Below are 20,098 nucleotides of genomic sequence, written 5' to 3'. Positions count from 1 at the left end.
ATAACCCTCTCCCCGCTTGCGGGGAAAGGGCTTGAGAAAGCGTGATGCCGAAGCTCAGATGTTATTCTTCAGAACGTCGCGCAGCTTGTCGAACAATTCGTCGATCTGCTGTTTCTGAATGATGAGCGGTGGCGACAAGGCGATGATGTCGCCGGTCGTGCGGATAAGCAGCCCTTTCTCATAGGCCTTCAAGAAGGCGGAGAATGCCCGCTTCGTCGGTTCTCCGGCGATCGGCTCCAGTTCGATTGCGCCGATCAGTCCGATGTTGCGGATGTCGATGACATGCGGGCAGTCCTTGAGCGAATGCAGAGCTTCTTCCCAATAGGACGCGAGCTCGGCGGCCCGCGTGAGCAAGCCTTCCTCCTTGTAGGTATCGAGCGTGCCGAGTGCGGCAGCGGAGGCGATCGGGTTGCCGGAATAGGTGTAGCCGTGGAAGAACTCGATCAGATGCTCCGGCCCGGTCATGAAGGCGTCGTGGATTTCCGAGGTCACGAAGACCGCGCCCATCGGGATCACGCCGTTGGTGATGCCTTTCGCGGTCGTGATGATATCTGGCTTCACGTCGAAATACTGCGCTGCGAAGGGCGTGCCGAGGCGGCCGAAACCGGTGATGACCTCGTCGAAGATCAGGAGGATGCCGTGTTTGGTGCAGATCTCGCGTAGCTTCTGGAGATAGCCCTTCGGTGGGATGAGCACGCCGGTGGAGCCGGCAACGGGCTCGACGATGACGGCGGCGATCGTGGAAGCGTCATGCAAGGTGACGATCCGTTCCAGTTCGGTCGCAAGGTCGGCGCCGTGCTCCGGTTCACCTCGGGTGAAAGCATTCTTTGCCGGGAGATGGGTATGCGGCAGGTGATCGACGCCGGTGAGCAGGGTGCCGAACATCTTGCGATTGGCGACGATGCCGCCGACCGAGATGCCGCCGAAGTTGACGCCATGATAGCCACGCTCGCGGCCGATCAGCCGGAAGCGGGAGCCATTGCCCTTTGCGCGATGATAGGCGAGCGCGACCTTGAGCGCCGTGTCGACCGATTCCGAACCCGAGTTCGTGTAGAGAACATGGTTCATGCCCTCGGGCGCGATGTCCACCAGTCGGTTCGCCAGTTCGAAGGCTTTCGGATGGCCAAGCTGGAAAGCCGGCGCGTAGTCGAGTTCGCCGGCCTGCTCGCGGATCGCTTCGGTGATCTTGGGCCGGCAGTGACCCGCATTGACACACCAGAGGCCGGCTGTTCCATCCAGCACCGTGCGCCCATCATGGGTCGTGTAGTACATGTCTTTGGCGCCGACGAAGAGGCGCGGCTCCTTCTTGAATTGCCGATTTGCCGTGAACGGCATCCAGAAGGCGCGCAGATCGTTCGGCGTTGTGTTCAATCGGTTCGACATGTGCTGTTCTCCTCCGCGAATTCTGACTTGCTGGCGATGCGACTGGATTCTTTTACCCTTTGGTCAAACTATCAGCGCGCCTGATAGCGTCAAGCCTGCGGCTTCTACGGCGCGAGGAGACGACCGGCGTTTTCGGGGCTCGAAAAAATATAAGCCCCGCGCGATTGCTCGTGGGGGCTTCATGACGCGTCCAGCGTGACGGACGTATTGGGAGACTACGCCGATTTGCGGACGAGGACTTTTTCTTCCACGGCATTGCCTTCGCCGTAGATTTCTGCGAGGGCGCCCAAGATCTTCATGACCGCGTCAGAGGAACTCGAATAATAAATCGTCTGGGCGTCACGTCGGGTACTTACCAGATTTTGGGCGCGCAACTTCGAAAGGTGCTGGGAAAGAGCCGACTGGCTCAGCCCGACCTTGTTGGCCAAGGCGCCGACCGCCAGCTCTTCCTTGATGAGAGAGTCAAGGATGAGGAGGCGTTTAGGATTTGCCATGGCCGAAAGGAAACCGGCTGCTATTTCGGCGTCCTCGTGTTTTTCAGGCGGAAGGGGCTGCATTGCGTGCTCCATGCGAAAATTACATCACACGTAGTTATGATTGATTGAAGCACGATAATTAGACGTGATGCATGAAAGGGCAACTACCCACTGCGAAAAATGGGGGTAGCTAGGCAGCGGTTAACGGTAAAGTTTTTTCAGAAGCGGCCGCAATTCCATCGTTTCCTGGATCGGTGCTTCGAATTCGAGGCGTTTCAACCGCTCGCCGTCGAAGAGATCGAGGCCGGCCGCGTCGATACCGACGATCTTCCAGTCACCGTCCGGCGCGCGGCAATGGACGGTCGCGTAGTGATTCACGGCGTCGACGTGGTCAGTATTCATGTGTTCGATCGCGCTCTCCTCCATTTCGGCGAGTTCAGCGACGGCGGGCGAGGCTATGGCGAGGTCCTCGGCCGTCAGTGCGTAGGCGCGTCCGAAGCCACCGTTGAGGCTTGCCCTCAATGGGTTCAGCCGGAAGAAGCCGAAATCGGGAAAGTCGACATAGAGCTTTGCCTTGGGATGGCGGCGGACGAAGCGCGCGCGGATGCGGACATGGGCCTCGGAGTCACGTGGGACCTCTTCCGCCTCGCACTGAACGGTGAGGCGCGGGTGGGCGAGCGGATCGCCCTTGCCGGGCTCTCCGGTCAGAAGCGACGCGCGCCGGTCGGCGAGCAGCGCCTGCGTGTGCGTTGCCAGCCGCGAGACGAGAATGACCGGCGCGCCATCGATGTCGATGCCGATCAGCACACGGCTGACGAAGGGGAAGCCGCCACTTTCGGGTTCGATCGCGGCGAGCGAGGCGCTTTTCGCTGAGCGAAGCAACACCCGGGCGAGCTTGCGGGCCTCATCATCGGTTTCGCGCAAAACGTTGGGTTTTTCGCTCATGACCGCCTTCCTTTCGCCGCTTGTCACTCCAGACAAATAATAAAGCCCGAAGCGGTTGCTCCGGGCTTTATTGGCCGTTCGGCGTGTCGCGTCAACTTTTGTTGCGGTGGCGCGTCAGGCCTTCGACAATGTTTTGCGCGTCGATCGTGCCGACCACCGAGCCGTTGTCGACCACGCCGATGCTGCCCGGCTGGCGGGACATTGCATCAAGGATGTCGACGAGGGGAGTCGTCGGTTTCGCCGTCGCCGTCACGCCGGCAATTGTCGCGTCCCGTTCGACGCCGGTGCGCATGACGTCCTTGGCCATCAGCATGGTGATCGGGTTCATATGCTGGACGAAATCGGCGACGTACTGGTTTGCCGGGCTTTTCACAATTTCCTGCGGTGTCCCGCACTGGATGATGCGCCCGCCCTCCATGATGGCGATGCGGTTTCCGATGCGGAAGGCTTCGTCGAGATCGTGGCTTACGAAGATGATCGTCTTCTTCAGCCGCCGTTGGAATTCGAGCAACTCATCCTGCAAGCGGGTGCGGATCAACGGATCGAGCGCCGAGAACGGTTCATCCATCAGCAGGATCGGCGCGCCTGTCGCAAAGGCGCGGGCGAGTCCGACGCGCTGCTGCATGCCGCCCGAAAGCTCGTTGACTTTCCGGTCCGCCCATTTCGTCAGGTTGACCAGATCGAGCTGTTCGCCGACGCGTTTCTTGCGATCTGCCTCAGGCATGCCTGCGAGTTCGAGACCGAAGCCGACATTGTCGGCAACCGTGCGCCAGGGAAGAAGCGCGAACTGCTGAAACACCATGGAGACCGTATGCATGCGGAAGTCGCGCAGCGACTTCGCCGTGCAGCGATAGGGGTTCAGAGAACCGTTTGCCGTTTTGATCTCGACGTCGCCGCGTACCACGGGTGCAAGGCCGTTGACAGCTCTGAGCAGCGTCGACTTGCCGGAACCGGAGAGGCCCATCAGGACCAGGATTTCGCCCTCGTTGATCGTCAGCGAAGCCCCGGCGACGCCGAGCACAAGACCCGTGGCGGCGCCGATCTCGTCGCGGCTCTTTCCCTGGTCGACCATTTGCAGAGCGGTCTGCGGGCTCTTGCCGAAGATGATGTCGACATTCTTGAAAACAACCGCGTCCGTCATGCGCTTTCTCCTTCATCGGACGAGCGGAACAGGCGGTCGAGGATGATCGCGAGGATAACGATGCAAAGACCAGCCTCGAAACCCTTGGCGACATTGACCGAGTTCAAGGCGCGAAGCACCGGAACGCCGAGACCGTTGGCGCCGACGAGCGCGGCGATGACCACCATCGACAGGGAAAGCATGATCGTCTGGGTAAGGCCGGCCATGATCTGCGGCGTCGCAAAGGGCAACTCCACCTTGCGCAATACCTGCCACGGCGTCGCGCCGAAGGATTCGGCCGCCTCAACCAGGGAAGGCGGCGTCGAGATGATGCCGAGGCGCGTGAGCCGGATCGGCGCGGGAATGGCGAAGATGACGGTGGCGATCAGGCCTGGAACCATGCCGAGGCCGAAGAGGATCAGCGCCGGGATGAGATAGACAAAGGTCGGAATCGTCTGCATCAGGTCGAGAATGGGGCGCATGACGGCATAGACCCACGCGCGGCGGGCTGCGGCAATGCCGAGCGGAACGCCGACAGCCATGCTCACGAAGCTTGCCGCGAGAACCAGCGCTAGAGTTTCGGTCGTTTCCTTCCAGTAGCCCTGGTTGACGATCAAGAGAAGCCCAAGACCGGTGAAGAGCGTCACCCCGAGCGAGCGGCGGAACCACCAGGCGAGCGCCGTGACGACCGCGACGACGATGAGCGGATGAGGGGTCTGGAGGATGTAGAGCAGGACGGCCACGACCGCCGACAGGAAATTTGCGAGCTGATCGAAGAACAGTTCGAAATTGGTTGTCAGCCAGTCGACGAACGCTTTGGCCCAGCCTCCGATGGGGATGCGGTATTCAGTCAGAAATTCCACGAGCTTGGATCCCTCTTGTCAGGGTCAAAAACCGGATCGCGCGAAGCGGTGAAAAAAGGCGGGGTGGTACCCCGCCCGCTGCATGTTTCCTCAAACCGGACCGATTGAAGGGTGAAACGTGCAGCACTTCAGGGTGCTACAGCGACCTCTATGCGTGCTGCAGGACACACGGCCCTCTGGTCGATCAGAGACCCAGGGCGGTCTTGACCGCAGCCATTCCGTCGCCGCCGTCCCTGGCGGTCACACCGGCAAGCCAGGGGTCGATTACCGTCGGATTGGCCTTGAGCCATGCCGCCGCAGCTGCCTCCGGCTCTTCGCCGTCGTTCAGGATCTTGCCCATGATCTCGTTTTCCATCTGGAGCGAGAACTTCAGGTTCTTCAGCAGGGCGCCGACGTTCGGGCATTCGGTCGTGTAGCCGGCACGCACATTGGTCAGCACCGTCGCGCCGCCAAAGTTCGGACCAAAGATATCATCGCCGCCCGACAGATAGGTGAGCTTAAAATTGGCGTTCATCGGGTGCGGCTCCCACCCGAGGAAGACGATCGGCTCGCCGTCCTTCTCAGCGCGGGCGACCTGCGCCAGCATGCCTTGCTCGGAGGACTCGACCACCTCGAAACCCTTGAGATCGAAGGTTCCCTTGTCGACCATGTCGATGATCAGACGGTTGCCGTCATTGCCCGGTTCGATACCGTAGATCTTGCCGTCCAGTTCATCCTTGTGTGTGGCGATATCCTTGAAATCCTTGATCCCGAGTTCCGCGCCTTTGGCGTTGGTGGCGAGCGTGTACTTGGCGCCTTCGAGGTTCTCGCGCACGGTTTCGACCGACTTGTCCTCGCGATAGGGCGCGATGTCGGCTTCCATTGTCGGCATCCAGTTGCCGAGGAAGACATCGATGTCCTTGTTCTTCAGCGAGGTATAGGTGACGGGAACCGACAGGACCTTCACGTCAGTCTCGTAGCCGAGGCCCTTGAGTATCGTGGTCACCGTTGCGGTCGTTGCCGTAATGTCCGTCCAGCCGACATCGGAGAAACGGACGGTTCCACAGCTTTCCGGCTCGGCCGCGACGGCATTTCCGGCGGTCAGGGCTGCCATGCAGACGGCACCAGCCAGCATGAATTTGAGAGAGCGTATGCTTGTCATCATTGTCGTTCCCCTGCCTGTATTTATTGTTTTAGCCAAACACCAATGGAGCTTGAATTCAAGCGCCTTGATGCCGAAGGAAGTGTATTGCGTCAATACATTGACGGGATGCACAATGCGACGCCGGATGTCGCAATATCCAAGAAAAGAAAGCCATTTTTCGCCACGCGCTTGCACCGGCGCGCACCAGTTGTCGTCATGCTTCGCCCAGCTACGCGGTTTTGGGGAAACGCGCCGAAGCGAAAATCTGTGGGTCGTGCCGACCCGCTCTGGCCATCGGCCGCAAGCCCCGTCATGAAGCGGACTGCTGCAGCTTGCGCGTCTGATTAGGACGCGCGGCGCTGCAGGAAGTCCGGAGACGGGGAATATGGCCAAACTCTATTTCAGCTATGCGACGATGAATGCCGGCAAAAGCACGCTTTTGCTGCAGGCCTCCTATAACTATCAGGAGCGCGGCATGCGCGTCGTCATGCTGATTGCCGCCTTCGATGACCGCGCCGGAGCCGGCCGCATCTCGTCGCGCATCGGATTGGCCTCGGACGCGATCCCGTTCAGCGGTGATGACGATCTCTACGCCCTGGTCGATCGCCTGAACGGTGACGGTTCGGGCGAGATCGCCTGCGTCTTCGTGGACGAGGCGCAATTTCTCGCCGAAGATCAGGTCTGGCAGCTTGCGCGCGTTGCCGACCGCCTCGGCATTCCGGTGATGGCCTATGGCCTCAGAACCGACTTCCAGGGCAAGCTCTTTCCCGGTTCCATGGCGCTGCTTGCGATCGCTGACGAGTTGCGCGAAGTCAGGACAATCTGCCATTGCGGGCGCAAGGCGACGATGGTCGTGCGCCTCGACGGCGCCGGCAACCTTGTGCGCGAGGGCGCGCAGGTAGATGTCGGCGGCAACGAGAAATACGTCCCCTATTGCCGCCGTCACTGGGAAGACCGGATGCGCGACGGCTGAAGAAGCCCGCCGAAATTCCCGACGTGATCGCCAATCTCACGGACACTTCGGCTGCACGATAGACGGCCACCGCCACCGCTTGCGCCTGTGCGGGCGCCCGCGCAAAAAAGCGTGTGTGCTATACTTGTCCTGACCGGCCAAACATCCTTTATATAACTGCAATCGAAAGCTGAATAATTCGGCACGCGATGCGGGTGACCGTCCCGATCAAGGGGCCGGGTTAAAGGGGGAAAGTATGGCGACTCTTCAGAATTTTGCCGCAGAAATCGAAAAGACGAAGAATGTCGTCCAGGAGATGCGCGGCAAGCTTGAGCAATCTGGCGTTGTCCTCGACCAGTTCGCCAAGGCCGACACCAAACTCGGTGACGTCAATTTCGACATCGAGAACGCCCGCATTCAGGACGTGATCAATCAGCAGAAGGTGATGGAAGCCAACATTGCCGATCTGATCATCGGGCTTGAGGATGCGACCAACGTCTTCGGCTCCGAATTTGAAAGCATGAAAAGCTATACCGGCTATGAGAAATTCATCGGCATATTCTCCAAGCAGAAGATGCAGCGCCTCAGGACCGATCGCGTGCGCAACATGTCGCTTGCCGGGAACCTGCAGGAACTTCTCGTCAAGTCCGACACCATCGTTGGCATCCTCAAGGAGCAGAGGGCGATCCTCGACCAGCGCTACAAGACCTCCGAGCAGAGCCTTATCAAGGTGATCGACCGCCGCAAGGGGACGATGGCAGCGCTTGAGGAGACGCAGAAGCGCATCGAGGAACTCAATCCACTGTTGCTCGACATCGAGAACAGGATCGCCGCGTCGACCGACCAGAAGACGAGAACTGGACTCGAGGGCGAGCGCTCGACGCTCGCGACCGAATATAACGAGAAGCAGGCCAAGGAGCAGGAGTTGCTCGCAGAGAGCCAGACGCTCGAACGCTACACGTCGATGTTCCAGACCTTCGTCGATTCCCTCAACAATCAGATCGCGGCGCAGAATACGCTGATCAACAAGCTGACGATCGATACCGAACAGCGCATCGTGCTCTACAAATCGCTGGAGGACTCGTTGAAGACGGCGGCGCAGCAGGACGTCGCCCACAGGATCAACACGCTCGGGAGCCAGGTCGACACCGCGGCCGAGGAAACCATGGCCGGGATCGGCGCGGCGGCGCAGCGTCACATCGGCGACCTTCTCGAAATGCATGAAAAGAACATGCTCGCGACGCAGGATATCCAGCGGCGCAAGAAGCTTGCCGACGACGCCTTCGCCCGTCGCTTCCAAACGGTGATGGACAAGCACAATGCGGCAAACTACGTGAAGCAGTGATCGGCAAGGCGGCAATGACAAGATTTGCGACCGCCTTTCGGCGCTCGCCGAGGGATTAGGCATGAACACCGCCGCATCCGCAGCCGTACGGCAATATTTCAGTTCCATCCGATCCGCGCTGGCGGGGCTTGAACTGTTTCTCGGCGACCGCAACTCACCGCTCTATCAGAATACGGTGGTCGGGGAGGTGATCGTTCCCTATCTCGCCCGTCTGAAGGCATCGATCGCCTGCTGGGAGAACCGCATCGGCTTCGTCGAGCGGTTCCGGATTTCGCGCGCCGAAAGCGGCTTCCCGGTGTTCCAGAACGTGCTCGAACTGGAAAACGACCGGCAGAGCGCGGAAAAGCGTCTGGCGAGCATTCCCGCGGCCGATGCGCTCCGCGAAGAAATGGCCGATTTCATCCTCAGGCAGAAGGCCTTTCCCGAGGCATTGCAGGCCCGCATGGCGGAAAGGCTCTATCTCGAGCAGATCGGCAAGGGCGACATCTTTTCGCCGTTCATCCTGCCGGAGACGATCCGGGTCGCCGTCAATTCGAAGACGATGCGGCCCTATTACGTCGTCTCCTGGGGCGCCTTCGACGGCACCCAGACGCTCCCCATGGTCTACATGGCGACGATCGAGGATTCATCGGAAAACATCGTCGAAATGCTGGTCACCCGTGAAGGCAAGCTCAACCCGGACGTCGAGATTCCGCTGCCGGTTGGCGGGCTCCTCAATCCCGACCTTGCGAGCCGCTTCGATGACTTCGCCTCGAAGAACAGCGCCTATTCGCTGACGCCGGTGACGATCGCGACCAATCTCGACAAGGATTTCCCGGAGCTTCACCCGAAACAGCTTCGGCGCATCGTGCTCGGCCCGTTCTATTCGGCCGGGATCACCGAGAACAACGCCCGGGTCAACGATATCCTCTCGAAGGTCCGGAAGGCCGAAAATGCCTGGCTTTTGACCTGGACGGTGCAGGAGGTCTTCTCCAAGGCCGAACGCCCTGCGGAGCGCGGCTTCTGGTCCTCGACGCCGGCGCAGGAGGAATTCCACATAGACACGGACAACCTGGAGGCTGCACGGATGGGCGTCAGCTCCTATGAGAAGCATGCGCTCGTGCCGCACGACGCCTATCAGGCGCTTTACGCCGAAGGGGAGGCGGGTGCGGTCTTCGGAGACTACAAAGTGCACGTGATTTCCGGCAACCAGGTGGTGAGCGAGGTTTGACGATGACGCTGAATACCGGCCTGACGACGCTGCACGAAGACGATATCGCCAAACATCAGGCGACAGCCCAGAGCCTTGTCACCAAGCTGATCATCCTCGAACGGGAAGATACATCCAGAGGGACGCCGCTCGCGGGCACCGGCCGTCGTTTTGTCTCGACCGTTTCGACCGGCAGCCAGCGCCGCAGCCGCGAGGTCGAGCTTCAGCGCACGATCCAGTCGGTGCGTGGCGCCGATCCGCTCCTGTCGCCCGCCCAGCATGCCGTCCTCTACCGGACGCGCCGCGGCATCCAGGTGGCGCTTGCCGTGGCCGACGTCTTCGCGCGGCAGACGAATCTCGAGCAATTGCAGGCGCGCAACGCCACGGCGCCGCTCGGCGGCGAGGAGGTAGGCCAATTCAAGGCACTGCTTTCGGCCGCCGCCTATATCGCCGCCTTCACGCTCGCGGCCTATCTGGGTGCCACCCTGCAGGGAGAGGGCGAACCGGTCGATGATGCCGCAGAGCCCGACTTTCTCTTCGATACGCCCCAGGATGCGCTGAAGAGCATGGTTGCGGGACTCGACCGCAGCATTGCTGGCGCCCAGGACGATCTTGCCTTGACCGCCCGGACGCGCGCCTTTTCACGCGCCACGATCGAAGGACTGATCGCCCGCAAGGCGCGGTTCACCGGCCTCCAGAGCTTCGAAAACGTCCATATCCGGCTCGACCAGGACGACTTCACCCTGAACGGTTTCGACATTGCGCCTGGGCAGAAGCGCAAGCCATTGGTGATGACCTTCAAGAAGCCGGAAGAAATCATCGGCAACCACATTGCGAAGTACCAGGCGCTGAAGCTTGCCAAGATGCTGATGGCCTACGACTTCGACCGGCAGATGAATCCCTTCGTCGAACTTGGCGGCTTCCTCTTCACCTTCATCGGCGACGGAATGCCGGGCACCGGCAAGACCATTCTCATCCAGATGCTCGCCGGAATGCTCCACGATTACTGCGGCGTTGCCGGCTACGCTTTCCATTACGAGAACTTCGGAGTCGACCAGATCTCCTCCTACCAGGGAAAGTCCGGCCAGAACTGCAAGGAATTCGTCAACAACGTCATCAATCCTCGGGCGATCGGCTTCGGCACGATCGACGATGTCGACCAGGTGGCGGCGAGGCGCTCCGACGACCGCGCTTCGGCCGGCCAGCATGAGGTGACGGCGGTGCTGATGGAGAGTTTCGCCGGTGCGTCGACCGTGGTGCGCGGCAACTGCACGTTCGGCATGTTCTCGAACTACCCGGAGGACGTCGACGACGCGTTGCGTCAGCGCGCGGGGGCGCGTTGGCTTGTCGACGGGCCCCAGACGGAAGGCGACTATATCGACATCTTTGCGCTGCTTGTCGGCAAGAACCACAAGATCCCGCTTGGTCAGCACGATCTCTATGCCGGCCAGGAGATCGAGCGCGCGGTGTCAAAGTCCTACGTGGCCCATTCACAGCCGCAGGAGGAGGGGCTCGCCGCCGTTTGGGAGCGCTACGAGAAGGAAAAGGGCAAGATTGCCACGCTCGCCGACGTCGGCGCCTATCTGCACATGATCAAGGAAGCCGAACCGCGCTTTACCGGCCGGGCGATCAGGAACATCACCGATGCGATCAAGATGCGGGCGATGGACGTTGAACTGCCCGACGACTGGTTCAAGGATGCCGGCGCCTTCATGCACAAGTCCTACGACGAGAAGAAGGCGATGATCGAGGAGTTGCGCGGCCCGATCACGATCGAGATGGTGCTGCAGGAAATCAACCGCTACGCCGACAGCGAGTTCCGCTACACCGACAAGTCGGACGATGCGGCGGTCGGCGAGATCATCCGCCGCGAGCGCCAGCGGGAGAAGGCGATCCGCGAAATCGAGACCATGAAGCGCGAGGGCAGGTGGCAGGCATGAGCGAAGAGCATAAGGAACGCTCCAGCGCCAACGCGCGGAGCATTTCCGTATGAAACGCCTCCTCGAAGCGGAACTGATCTATGGGCGGCTGCTCGACATAGCCGAGCCGCATCTCGTCGCGCGCTACAACAAGGCGCTGCAGGGCTTGGGCCTGAAACCGACGGCGCTCGATCACTTCAGCATCGATATGACCGGTTTCTCGCCGGAGATCGCCGACGAACTCGGGGATCGCGACTATCTCGACCCGAACCGCGTCAATCGGCGCTTTATCATCCTGACGCCGGCGCAGGCGGACCTCCCGGTCGTTCATACGAGTTTCTCCAACACCGCGGCGCTGATGCATGAATTCTTCAACGCCAACAGCCGCGCGATCAACGCGGTGACCATCAAGGATGCGCTCTACGGCGAGATCGAGGATTCGGTTTCGGTGGTCGAGGACATCGACGACCTGCTTTCGATCAACGAGGTTCGTTTTCGGGTCCTTTCGGCGGAAGACATGCTAGGCAAGGCAACCGAGCTCAGGGAACTGGTGGACCGATTGAAGAAGGTACCGACCGCCTGGGCCGACGACGCCATGCTGAACCGGATGGTGGAGCTGGCAAAGGTGACCGGCGACATCCGGCAGAACGCGCTGGTGCCGAACGAACTCGTTTTCCGCCATGAGGCCTTCTGGGCCAATCACTTCGGCGGCGTCTATGTCTTCCTCGACCAGAAGACGACGACGGTGATCTGCGATCCCTCGGTGCCCGGTTTCAGGCGGTCGCGGCCGTGGCAGGTGGCCTACATTGCCATCAACGATCACGCCCGCATCTACGAGTTTCTCGCCCGGACCAACCGGCTGCAACTGCCGCAGGCCTCCTGGGTGCAGGAATCCGGGCTGTTCCAGCACCGGGCAGACATGATCATTCGCGGGCTGATCAACGCTGCCGATCCGACTGCCGATCTCATGGGTGCCGACCGGATCTGGCTGCAGACCTGGATCCACCGCAACGCGGCGATCGTGTCGCGCGACGGGACATACCCCTTCCTTCAGGAAATGGCTCGCATGCTTGCGGCAACGGGCACGATCACCATGGCGGAGGTCCCGCCGGAACATCGCTTCCTGCTCGTGCGCGCCGCACCGATGCATCCCGATCAATGGCTGGTGAACCGCTTGATATCGCAGCTCGTCCCGCGCGACTTCGTCTCCCGCTTCGTGTTCGACAAGCAGGGATTCTATGACGCCTACGAGCATTACGGCGAAAAGTTCCGGGAATATGTTGTCGCGACGCTGACCAGCACGTATCTCAAGGACAAGGCCGCTTTCCGCCACAAGCTTTACGGTCTCAAAGAGGAATAGGACATGTTCGATCCGATCGTTGCGTTTTTTTCGCGTGTCTTCACGGCGATCGGCCGTGGCATCGGCCTGGCGGTGGCCTGGCTCCTCTGGCCCTTCGTCGCACTCGGCAACTGGTATCGGGCGAGAAGCTGGATCATCAAGGGCCCGGTCGGCCTCGTCCTGCTCGGTCTTATCCTGTTCTACGGCTACTTCATTTGGCAGACGCAGGCCTGGACCAACTTCAATCCAGACTATGTCGATCGCTACAAGCTCGCCGAGCGCAAGGTGCCGGCAGGGTCGCCGGTAAGCGGTCCCGGCGCAACCACGCCGGGGCAGCCAAATCCAGGGACTACTGGCGACCAGGCTGCCGCAGTCGGTTCATCGGGCGAGGCCAACACGACCGAGGCGCTCGCCGTCGCGCAGCTGCCGGCAGGAACGGTTTGCCAGACCTCGGCGATCGTCGACGTAGCAGCCGATCTCATCGACTACAATGTCAACCAGAATGCCTGGATATCCTCGATGCTGCTCTACGAGCTCGGCCTCTTCGGGATGGACTGGGACGATACGCCCTGGCTCGACAACAAGGCGTCGTTCCAGCGCGGCATCAACCAGGCGATACGCCGCACCTCGGTGGAGCTCGTGGATTCGCTCGGACGCGTCCGCGGCACGTCGGGCATCAACAACGACCTGCAAAGCGCGCGCGGCAACATCCAGTTCGACGAGGAGACCTGGTATTTCGGCATCAACCCGTTCGGACCCAAGACGCCGACGCCGAGCTTCTATCGGGCGGCGATGCACGATTTCAGGAAGTTCAATGTTTCGCTCGGCAAGTGCGAGGCGATCTTCGACGGGCGGTCCGACAACATGGTCGAGTTCCTCGACCGCATCGCCAACGATCTCGGCAACACCTCGGCAATCATCCGCGAACGCTCCGAATTCCACAACGGCGGCTGGTTCGACACGCGCGCCGACGACCGCTTCTGGTTCGCCTTCGGCCAGCTCTATGGCTACTACGGCATTCTTTCCGCGGCCGGTGCCGACTTCGAGAATGTGGTGGCGCAGCGCGGCCTGACGCCGATCTGGACGGAGACGATCCGGCAGCTGCGCGCCGCCTTGAACATCCAGCCGCTCATCATCTCGAACGGTCGCGAGGATGGCTGGATCATGCCGACGCATCTGGCGACGATGGGCTTCTACATCCTTCGCGTGCGGTCCAACCTGGTGGAAATGCGCGATATCCTTGCCCGATGACGCGCGGCGTGCAAGCGTAAGCACGCAGAAACAAAGCGCGCCCATTTTCGCGGAGGAGGCGGATGGGCGTGCCACAAAGGGGGAACAGCCATGCCGGAGGTCAAATCCGATATCGAGATCGCGCGCGCCGCGAAGAAGAAGCCGATCCAGGAGATCGGCGAAAAGCTCGGCATTCCGCCGGAGCACCTGCTGCCCTACGGCCACGACAAGGCCAAGGTCAGCGCTGAATTCATCGCTCAGCAACTGAACAACGGAAACGGCCGGCTTATCCTGGTGACCGCGATCAACCCTACGCCGGCCGGCGAGGGCAAGACGACGACCACCGTTGGGCTCGGCGACGGCCTCAACCGCATCGGCAAGAAGACGGTCGTCTGTATCCGGGAGGCATCACTCGGCCCCTGCTTCGGCAGCAAAGGCGGCGCGGCCGGCGGTGGTTATGCCCAAGTCGTGCCAATGGAGGACATCAACCTTCACTTCACCGGCGATTTCCATGCCATCACGGCGGCGCACAACCTGCTGGCGGCGCTGATCGACAATCACATCTATTGGGGCAACGAGCAGGCGATCGACATTCGCCGCATCGCCTGGCGTCGGGTGATGGACATGAACGACCGGGCGCTGCGCCAGATCGTCGGTTCGCTCGGCGGTGTCGCCAACGGCTACCCGCGCGAGACCGGCTTCGACATCACCGTCGCCTCGGAAGTCATGGCGATTCTGTGCCTGGCGATGGACATCAAGGATCTCGAAAAGCGGCTCGGCAACATCATCATCGGCTATCGGCGCGACAAGAGCCCGGTCTACGCCCGCGACATCAAGGCGGACGGGGCGATGGCGGTGTTGCTCAAGGACGCGATGCAGCCGAACCTGGTGCAGACGCTTGAGAACAACCCGGCTTTCGTCCATGGCGGCCCCTTTGCCAATATCGCCCATGGTTGCAATTCGGTGGTCGCTACGGCAACGGCCTTAAAGCTCGCCGACTACGTGGTGACCGAGGCCGGCTTCGGTGCCGATCTCGGCGCCGAGAAATTCTTCGACATCAAATGCCGCAAGGCCGGCCTGAAGCCGGACGCCGCCGTCGTCGTCGCGACCGTGCGGGCGGTCAAGATGAATGGCGGCGTGAAGAAGGAGGACCTCAGCCGGGAGAATATCGAAGCGCTCAAGAAAGGTTGCGCCAATCTTGGGCGGCACGTGCAGAACGTCAAGAAATTCGGCGTTCCCGTGCTCGTTGCGATCAACCACTTCACCTCCGACACCGAGGCCGAGATCCAGGCGATCAAGGACTACGTCAGGACGCTCGGTTCCGAAGCCGTTCTTTGCAGGCACTGGGCCGAGGGTTCGGCAGGGATCGAGGAACTGGCGCACAAGGTCGTGGACCTTGCCAATGCGGGCCACTCGCAGTTTTCGCCGCTTTACCCGGACGACATGCCGCTCTTCCAGAAGATCGAGACGATCGCCAAGGACATCTATCACGCGAGCGAGGTTATTGCCGACAAGCTGGTGCGCGAACAGCTCCGGACTTGGGAGGACCAGGGTTACGGCCACCTGCCGATCTGCATGGCGAAGACCCAATATTCGTTCTCGACGGACCCGAACCTGCGCGGCGCGCCGAGCGGTCACACCGTGCCGATCCGGGAGGTGCGACTTGCGGCCGGCGCCGGCTTCATCGTCGTCATCACCGGCGAGATCATGACGATGCCCGGCCTGCCGAAAGCGCCGTCCTCCGAGAGGATACGGCTCAATGAAGAGGGGCTGATTGAGGGGCTGTTCTGAGGCGCGCGATCATGGCGAAGCCGCCCATGACGGCACCCCCTCTGCCTTTCAGCCAAGACCGCCGATATAGTCGGGCTTGCCGATCGGAACGCCCTTGTGGCGGAGGATGTCGTAGGCAGTGGTGACGTGGAAATAAAAGTTCGGCAGTACGAACTTCAAGAGATAGTCCTCGCCGCTGAAGTTGACCTTGAGGTTGGGGAAGCTGAGCGTGACTTCGCGGTTTTCGCTGCCTTCAAGATCGGCGGGTTGGACCGTTTCGAGGAATGCGACCGTCTTGGCGATCCGTTCGCGCAGCTCGGCGAAGCTCCGTTCCTCGTCCGGGAAGCGTGGCGTTTCGATCGTCGTCAGCCGTCCGATGGCGTTCTTGCTGGTGTCGCTCGCCCGCTGGATCTGTCCGACGAGCGGCAGCATATCCGGCGCGAGCCGTGCCTCGAAGAGCTCAGCGAGCGGCATGCCCTTCTCTGCAGCGAAGGCCTCGGCCTTGTCCAAGAGGCCACCGAGGGCAGAAAAGCCGCGGATGAAGGCGGGCACGGAGAGCTTGTACATGGTTAGCGGCATGGATTGTTCCTCGGTCAGGTCGATGGCGGGCGAAAAATGATGCGCAATAGATCGTGCTCGCCCGCGGTGATTTCAATCGCCTCGCCGCTATCTTGCGTCCCATGGTCGGTGAGCCGCGTCACCGCGCAGCATGGATACCTACAGCGCCGCGCGTCCAATCGGACGCGCAAAGGTCGCTGTAGCACTTTGATTTGCAGTAGGCGGCAGGTACCACGGTAACGACTTGTCTCCCTGGGCAAGTTCGTCGTGCCTGCAGACGAGAAGGCGCCAACCTGCTCCGACAGGAACTTGACGACCGCCTATCGACAGTAGCGATAGCCGTTCTTGCGTTCGATGATGTCGAGATGCAGGTGCATCTCATGGGCGGCGTCGCTGCCCGGATCGAGGACGGTTGTGAAATAGAGGCAGCCCGATGCCGTGACCGCGCGCTGAAACGCGCCGTCCAGCGTGCCATCCTCGTCGCGCGGCTGGATGGCGATCGTCCTGCCGTTGCCCAATGTGAACGAGGCGATGTCGACAGCGTTGCCATGGGCATGCTCCGATATCTTGCCGGCCGTTGCGTTGTTGCGCAGGCGGCAGACGTAGGTCGATGCCTGGTTCACCGTCGCGATCCGGGTGTCCGGTCCGAACGCGGCCGCGGCTGCGGGGACCGCCGATTCCTTGGTCCAACGGGCAAGCGCCAGTGCCGTCGCGCAGCGCATAGTCCCTTCCGGCTTCAGGGCGACGCCCGGCAAGATCGCCGTCACGCGAACCGGTTTGTCGATGCCGCAGCCTTTGCCATCGTCGATGCGCTTGGTGTCAGTGAATGTGCCGCCGAGCGCCTTGAGATCGGCAAGGCAGGAGGCGTGCTCTTCGGCAGGCTCCTCTTTCACCGGCAGGAATACCTCCTCAATGCTGTCGTCCTTTGTCTTGTCTCCGGGAGCTGCTTCTTTCTCTTCTACGCGCGGCTGAGCACCTGTCTTTCTATTGATCTCGGCGCCCTTGGGTGGCACGCCAGGTTTCAGCTCCGGGGTTGGCGTTGCTTGCTCGCCGGGGACAGCTGGTTTCGGGACCGGCACCGGACCCTTCGTGGGAAGGCTTGCGCCCGAAAGAATCGAAACGGACAACAGGATCATTCCGGCGGAGTGGCGCATGCAGGTCCTTCCCATCCGTTGCGGCCAAAGCCAAAACGCATGAGAGCAGATCCTGTTTCAAAATGTGCTGAAACTGAGGACGAGGTCGGTTTGGAGCGTGAATCCGGGGGGGCGCCCGCACCCCTGGATTTATATTGACAATTTCACTCATGTTTTTTATGTGGCGTAAATGAGGCGACGCGGCTCACACGTCGCTCGCAATTAAACCTCGCCCAGCCAGCCCCTTGAGTTTGCCGCTCAACAGCAAGCCCGGCCAACATCTCAAAGGACTGGTCCATGCTCAACCGGCATCATCGCCTGGGTCTTTTTGCATGCACGGCATTCGTCACCCTGGCCGGAACAACGTTTTCGCACGCGCAACCCGCTGACAAGGCGGCGACTGCCGCTGAAAAGCAGGGGCGCGTAACGGCACTGAAGAAATTGGTCGTCACGAACGGCGAGAAGGAAGGTGTGGCGGATACGCCGCTTGCCGAGCGGGTCACCGAAGAACAACTCGACAACAACCAGATATCGAGTTTCGAAGATCTGGGCAGAAGTCTTGAGCCCGGCGTGAACTTCAACCGCACAAACGGCAGCGTCAATATCCGCGGTCTGGAAGGGCCACGGGTGCTGACGACGATTGATGGCATCCCGATCCCCTTCATTGATGACGGTGCGCGCGAAGCAGATGGCGGTATCGACAGCTTCGATTTTGCCACGCTCTCGACGATCGATATCGTACGTGGCGCCGATTCGAGCCGCGCCGGCGGTGGTGCGCTCGGCGGCGCCGTCGTCCTGCGCACGCTGGAGCCGGAAGACCTGATCGGCGAGGGAAGGACCTGGGGCGGAATCTTCAAGTTCGCCTATGACGGTGACGATGAGAGCCTCGGCGGATCGGCCGCCGTTGCCGCGCGCTACGACAATACGGCCGTTCTGTTCCAGGGTGGCTACAAGAGGGGGCACGAACGGCAAAGCAACGGTGATGTCGGTGGCTATTCGACGACGCGCACCGAGGCGGATCCGGCCGACTACGACCAGAACAACCTCCTGTTCAAGGTGCGGCAATATACCGACAGCGGCCACACGTTCGGGCTGACGGCGGAACGCTTCGATCGCGACAAGGACATCGATTTCATGTCCGGGCAGAGTCTCCTCGGCAACTATCGGCCGGGCAACTACGACAAGCTCGACAATACCCGGCGTGAGCGCCTGTCGCTCGACTATGAATTCGAGGCCACCGACGATAACGGCTGGTTCGACAGCGCCTCGGCCACCATTTACTGGCAACGCCTGCTCCGCGAAAATGGTGTTGATGCTTTTCGCAGCACCTCGGTGATCGGCGAGTATTCGCGGCTCAACGAGGCGGAGGACGAGAGCTTCGGCGCCACCGGTTACGTCGACAGGTTCTTCGACACCGGTCTCCTGCTGCATCAGGTCACGCTCGGCGGCGATTTTGCCATCGGCAAGCTACACCAGTACTCTTCAGGTGAGGATAGCTGCGACACGGCGCCCAGCCCTTCCTGCAACTTCCTGCATACCAATCAGTCCGACAGCCCGGACGTCGACAGCAAGAAAGTAGGTATTTACCTGCAGGATCGCATCTCGATCGGTGATGGTCCCTTCGCGCTGACGCCGGGGCTCCGCTTCGACTGGTACGATTATTCGCCCCAGAATACCGCTGCCTATATGCGCAATCCCAACTATGACGGGGTGCCGCCCGGTCAGAGCGACCAGGCGCTGTCGCCGAAGCTGCTTGCGACCTATCAGGCGGCGGAACAGGTCGAGCTTTTCGCGCAGTGGGCGATGGCTTTCCGGCCGCCGACAGCCGAGGAACTCTATCTCAACTACGGTGCACCGGGCAGCTACCTGCAGATCGGCAATCCCGACCTGAAGCCGGAAACGAGCCACGGTTTTGAGGTCGGAGCCAATTTCGGTGACGAGGAATTCGGTGGGCGCGTAAGTGCCTTCTACAACAGGTACCGGAACTTCATCGACGAGCGCTGGAGCTTCGATCCGACCGGAACCTATCCGCTCGGCATTACCGAGGCTATAAACCGCGCGAACGTCTCCATCCACGGGATCGAGGTGTCCGGCCACAAGGTCTTCGCCAATGGCTTCCACGTGCGCACTGCACTTGCCTATGCCTATGGCCGGGATCTCGATACGGACGAAGTGCTGGGCTCTGTGGCCCCGTTGAAGGGAGTCCTCGGTGTAGGCTATGCCACCGAAACCTGGGGAACCGACGTGATCCTTACGGCTGCGATGGCCGTTTCGGACAAGTCGACCAACAGCTTCAAGGCGCCGGGTTATGGCATCGTCGATCTCACCGGCTGGTGGGAGCCGGCTGAGTTGCCGGGCCTGCGGGTGAATGCCGGCGTCTACAACGTCTTCGACAAGACCTATTGGGATGCGATCAACACCCAAAATACGTTCACGCAGCCGGCGGATTTCTATTCGGAGCCGGGCCGCACCTTCAAGATCTCGCTGACGCAACGCTTCTAGCGGCCCGACGCATCCGATCGATCGAATGGGCGGCTCTCGGTAGCCGCCCATTTCAACTCCGTCGATCCCGTTTTTCCCGCTTGCACGCATCCGCAAGCCGCGCTAACACTTTCGCCCATGATGAACGCACGCAACATTTCGATCTGGTGGTGGGCTCGCTGAGGCGGCCTTGACCAGTCATGCGTGATTGAGACATGAAGCCGCCCGGAGATTTCGAGGCGGCTTTTTCGTATTCAAAGCCGTGTGGAAAG

17 protein-coding genes are annotated in these 20,098 nt (G+C 61.1%); 9 read left to right on the top strand and 8 right to left on the bottom strand.

Annotated features, from left to right (window positions below):
- Positions 1–54: 54 nt before the first annotated feature.
- From aptA to QA637_RS11995, 6 genes are all read right to left on the bottom strand, one after another.
- Complete coding sequence (gene aptA, locus QA637_RS12020) at positions 55–1,383, bottom strand: omega-aminotransferase AptA (RefSeq protein WP_153438978.1); 1,329 nt, start codon at positions 1,381–1,383, stop codon at positions 55–57.
- A 215-nt stretch (positions 1,384–1,598) separates the two neighbouring features.
- Entirely contained in the window at positions 1,599–1,940 is a 342-nt protein-coding gene (locus QA637_RS12015; RefSeq protein ID WP_153438976.1) for an ArsR/SmtB family transcription factor, read from the bottom strand.
- 120 nt (positions 1,941–2,060) lie between these two features.
- Complete coding sequence (locus QA637_RS12010) at positions 2,061–2,804, bottom strand: HugZ family pyridoxamine 5'-phosphate oxidase (protein ID WP_153438974.1); 744 nt, start codon at positions 2,802–2,804, stop codon at positions 2,061–2,063.
- Between the two features lie 91 nt (positions 2,805–2,895).
- Positions 2,896–3,945, bottom strand: coding sequence for a choline ABC transporter ATP-binding protein (gene choV / locus QA637_RS12005; RefSeq protein ID WP_153438972.1), 1,050 nt, complete (start codon positions 3,943–3,945; stop codon positions 2,896–2,898).
- The gene (gene choW, locus QA637_RS12000) at positions 3,942–4,787 is read right to left on the bottom strand and encodes a choline ABC transporter permease subunit (protein ID WP_184108865.1); all 846 of its coding nucleotides are present in this window, start codon (positions 4,785–4,787) and stop codon (positions 3,942–3,944) included. The genes choV and choW overlap by 4 nt, the downstream gene beginning before the upstream one ends.
- 184 nt (positions 4,788–4,971) lie before the next feature.
- Positions 4,972–5,928 carry a choline ABC transporter substrate-binding protein gene (locus QA637_RS11995; RefSeq protein ID WP_153439161.1) on the bottom strand — a complete coding sequence of 319 codons (957 nt, stop codon included), beginning with the start codon at positions 5,926–5,928 and terminating at the stop codon, positions 4,972–4,974.
- A gap of 367 nt (positions 5,929–6,295) precedes the next feature.
- Here QA637_RS11995 and QA637_RS11990 point away from each other — a divergent pair, with 367 nt between their 5' ends.
- The 7 genes from QA637_RS11990 (at position 6,296) to QA637_RS11960 (ending at position 15,675) form a co-directional block, all read left to right on the top strand.
- Positions 6,296–6,883: a thymidine kinase gene (locus QA637_RS11990; RefSeq protein WP_153438971.1), complete on the top strand. Its 588-nt coding sequence runs from the start codon at positions 6,296–6,298 to the stop codon at positions 6,881–6,883.
- 235 nt (positions 6,884–7,118) lie between these two features.
- A complete protein-coding gene (locus QA637_RS11985; protein ID WP_153438969.1) occupies positions 7,119–8,207 on the top strand; it encodes a coiled-coil domain-containing protein in 1,089 nt (362 codons plus the stop codon).
- A 61-nt stretch (positions 8,208–8,268) separates the two neighbouring features.
- On the top strand, positions 8,269–9,417 hold the full coding sequence (locus QA637_RS11980; protein ID WP_153438967.1) for a hypothetical protein: 1,149 nt from the start codon (positions 8,269–8,271) through the stop codon (positions 9,415–9,417).
- 2 nt (positions 9,418–9,419) lie between these two features.
- Positions 9,420–11,336: an AAA family ATPase gene (locus QA637_RS11975; RefSeq protein ID WP_283061540.1), complete on the top strand. Its 1,917-nt coding sequence runs from the start codon at positions 9,420–9,422 to the stop codon at positions 11,334–11,336.
- Positions 11,337–11,385: 49 nt separating this feature from the next.
- Positions 11,386–12,675, top strand: a complete 1,290-nt coding sequence (locus QA637_RS11970; RefSeq protein WP_153438963.1) for a DUF6638 family protein — start codon at positions 11,386–11,388, stop codon at positions 12,673–12,675.
- Between the two features lie 3 nt (positions 12,676–12,678).
- The gene (locus QA637_RS11965) at positions 12,679–13,905 is read left to right on the top strand and encodes a DUF2333 family protein (protein ID WP_283061538.1); all 1,227 of its coding nucleotides are present in this window, start codon (positions 12,679–12,681) and stop codon (positions 13,903–13,905) included.
- A gap of 90 nt (positions 13,906–13,995) precedes the next feature.
- Entirely contained in the window at positions 13,996–15,675 is a 1,680-nt protein-coding gene (locus tag QA637_RS11960; protein WP_153438960.1) for a formate--tetrahydrofolate ligase, read from the top strand.
- 48 nt (positions 15,676–15,723) lie between these two features.
- Here QA637_RS11960 and QA637_RS11955 read toward each other — a convergent pair whose 3' ends face one another.
- Both QA637_RS11955 and QA637_RS11950 read right to left on the bottom strand, forming a co-directional pair.
- Positions 15,724–16,233, bottom strand: a complete 510-nt coding sequence (locus QA637_RS11955) for a DUF1993 domain-containing protein (protein WP_153438958.1) — start codon at positions 16,231–16,233, stop codon at positions 15,724–15,726.
- 299 nt (positions 16,234–16,532) lie between these two features.
- The gene (locus tag QA637_RS11950; RefSeq protein WP_153438956.1) at positions 16,533–17,366 is read right to left on the bottom strand and encodes an extensin-like domain-containing protein; all 834 of its coding nucleotides are present in this window, start codon (positions 17,364–17,366) and stop codon (positions 16,533–16,535) included.
- Between the two features lie 276 nt (positions 17,367–17,642).
- On the opposite strand from QA637_RS11950, the gene QA637_RS11945 reads away from it, so the two are divergent.
- Both QA637_RS11945 and trpLE read left to right on the top strand, forming a co-directional pair.
- Positions 17,643–19,847 (top strand): TonB-dependent hemoglobin/transferrin/lactoferrin family receptor, encoded by a 2,205-nt coding sequence (locus QA637_RS11945; protein ID WP_283061536.1) that lies wholly within the window; start codon positions 17,643–17,645, stop codon positions 19,845–19,847.
- A gap of 117 nt (positions 19,848–19,964) precedes the next feature.
- Complete coding sequence (gene trpLE / locus QA637_RS30885) at positions 19,965–20,009, top strand: trpE operon leader peptide TrpLE (RefSeq protein ID WP_184108869.1); 45 nt, start codon at positions 19,965–19,967, stop codon at positions 20,007–20,009.
- Positions 20,010–20,098 lie beyond the last annotated feature (89 nt).

The organism is Sinorhizobium terangae (genome assembly GCF_029714365.1).
GTDB lineage: Bacteria > Pseudomonadota > Alphaproteobacteria > Rhizobiales > Rhizobiaceae > Sinorhizobium > Sinorhizobium terangae.
Note: the sequence above shows the minus strand (reverse complement) of the source record. Positions and strands in the feature narration are given on the sequence as shown.

What these genes read in the sequence shown, in the direction of transcription:
- QA637_RS11955 (WP_153438958.1), bottom strand. Translation starts at nt 16,233, where the DNA reads ATGCCGCTAACCATGTACAAGCTCTCCGTGCCCGCCTTCATCCGCGGC.
- QA637_RS12010 (WP_153438974.1), bottom strand. Translation starts at nt 2,804, where the DNA reads ATGAGCGAAAAACCCAACGTTTTGCGCGAAACCGATGATGAGGCCCGC.
- QA637_RS11945 (WP_283061536.1), top strand. Translation starts at nt 17,643, where the DNA reads ATGCTCAACCGGCATCATCGCCTGGGTCTTTTTGCATGCACGGCATTC.
- QA637_RS11980 (WP_153438967.1), top strand. Translation starts at nt 8,269, where the DNA reads ATGAACACCGCCGCATCCGCAGCCGTACGGCAATATTTCAGTTCCATC.
- QA637_RS11975 (WP_283061540.1), top strand. Translation starts at nt 9,420, where the DNA reads ATGACGCTGAATACCGGCCTGACGACGCTGCACGAAGACGATATCGCC.
- QA637_RS11970 (WP_153438963.1), top strand. Translation starts at nt 11,386, where the DNA reads ATGAAACGCCTCCTCGAAGCGGAACTGATCTATGGGCGGCTGCTCGAC.
- QA637_RS11960 (WP_153438960.1), top strand. Translation starts at nt 13,996, where the DNA reads ATGCCGGAGGTCAAATCCGATATCGAGATCGCGCGCGCCGCGAAGAAG.
- QA637_RS11965 (WP_283061538.1), top strand. Translation starts at nt 12,679, where the DNA reads ATGTTCGATCCGATCGTTGCGTTTTTTTCGCGTGTCTTCACGGCGATC.
- QA637_RS12015 (WP_153438976.1), bottom strand. Translation starts at nt 1,940, where the DNA reads ATGCAGCCCCTTCCGCCTGAAAAACACGAGGACGCCGAAATAGCAGCC.
- QA637_RS11985 (WP_153438969.1), top strand. Translation starts at nt 7,119, where the DNA reads ATGGCGACTCTTCAGAATTTTGCCGCAGAAATCGAAAAGACGAAGAAT.
- aptA (WP_153438978.1), bottom strand. Translation starts at nt 1,383, where the DNA reads ATGTCGAACCGATTGAACACAACGCCGAACGATCTGCGCGCCTTCTGG.
- choV (WP_153438972.1), bottom strand. Translation starts at nt 3,945, where the DNA reads ATGACGGACGCGGTTGTTTTCAAGAATGTCGACATCATCTTCGGCAAG.
- QA637_RS11950 (WP_153438956.1), bottom strand. Translation starts at nt 17,366, where the DNA reads ATGCGCCACTCCGCCGGAATGATCCTGTTGTCCGTTTCGATTCTTTCG.
- QA637_RS11995 (WP_153439161.1), bottom strand. Translation starts at nt 5,928, where the DNA reads ATGACAAGCATACGCTCTCTCAAATTCATGCTGGCTGGTGCCGTCTGC.
- QA637_RS11990 (WP_153438971.1), top strand. Translation starts at nt 6,296, where the DNA reads ATGGCCAAACTCTATTTCAGCTATGCGACGATGAATGCCGGCAAAAGC.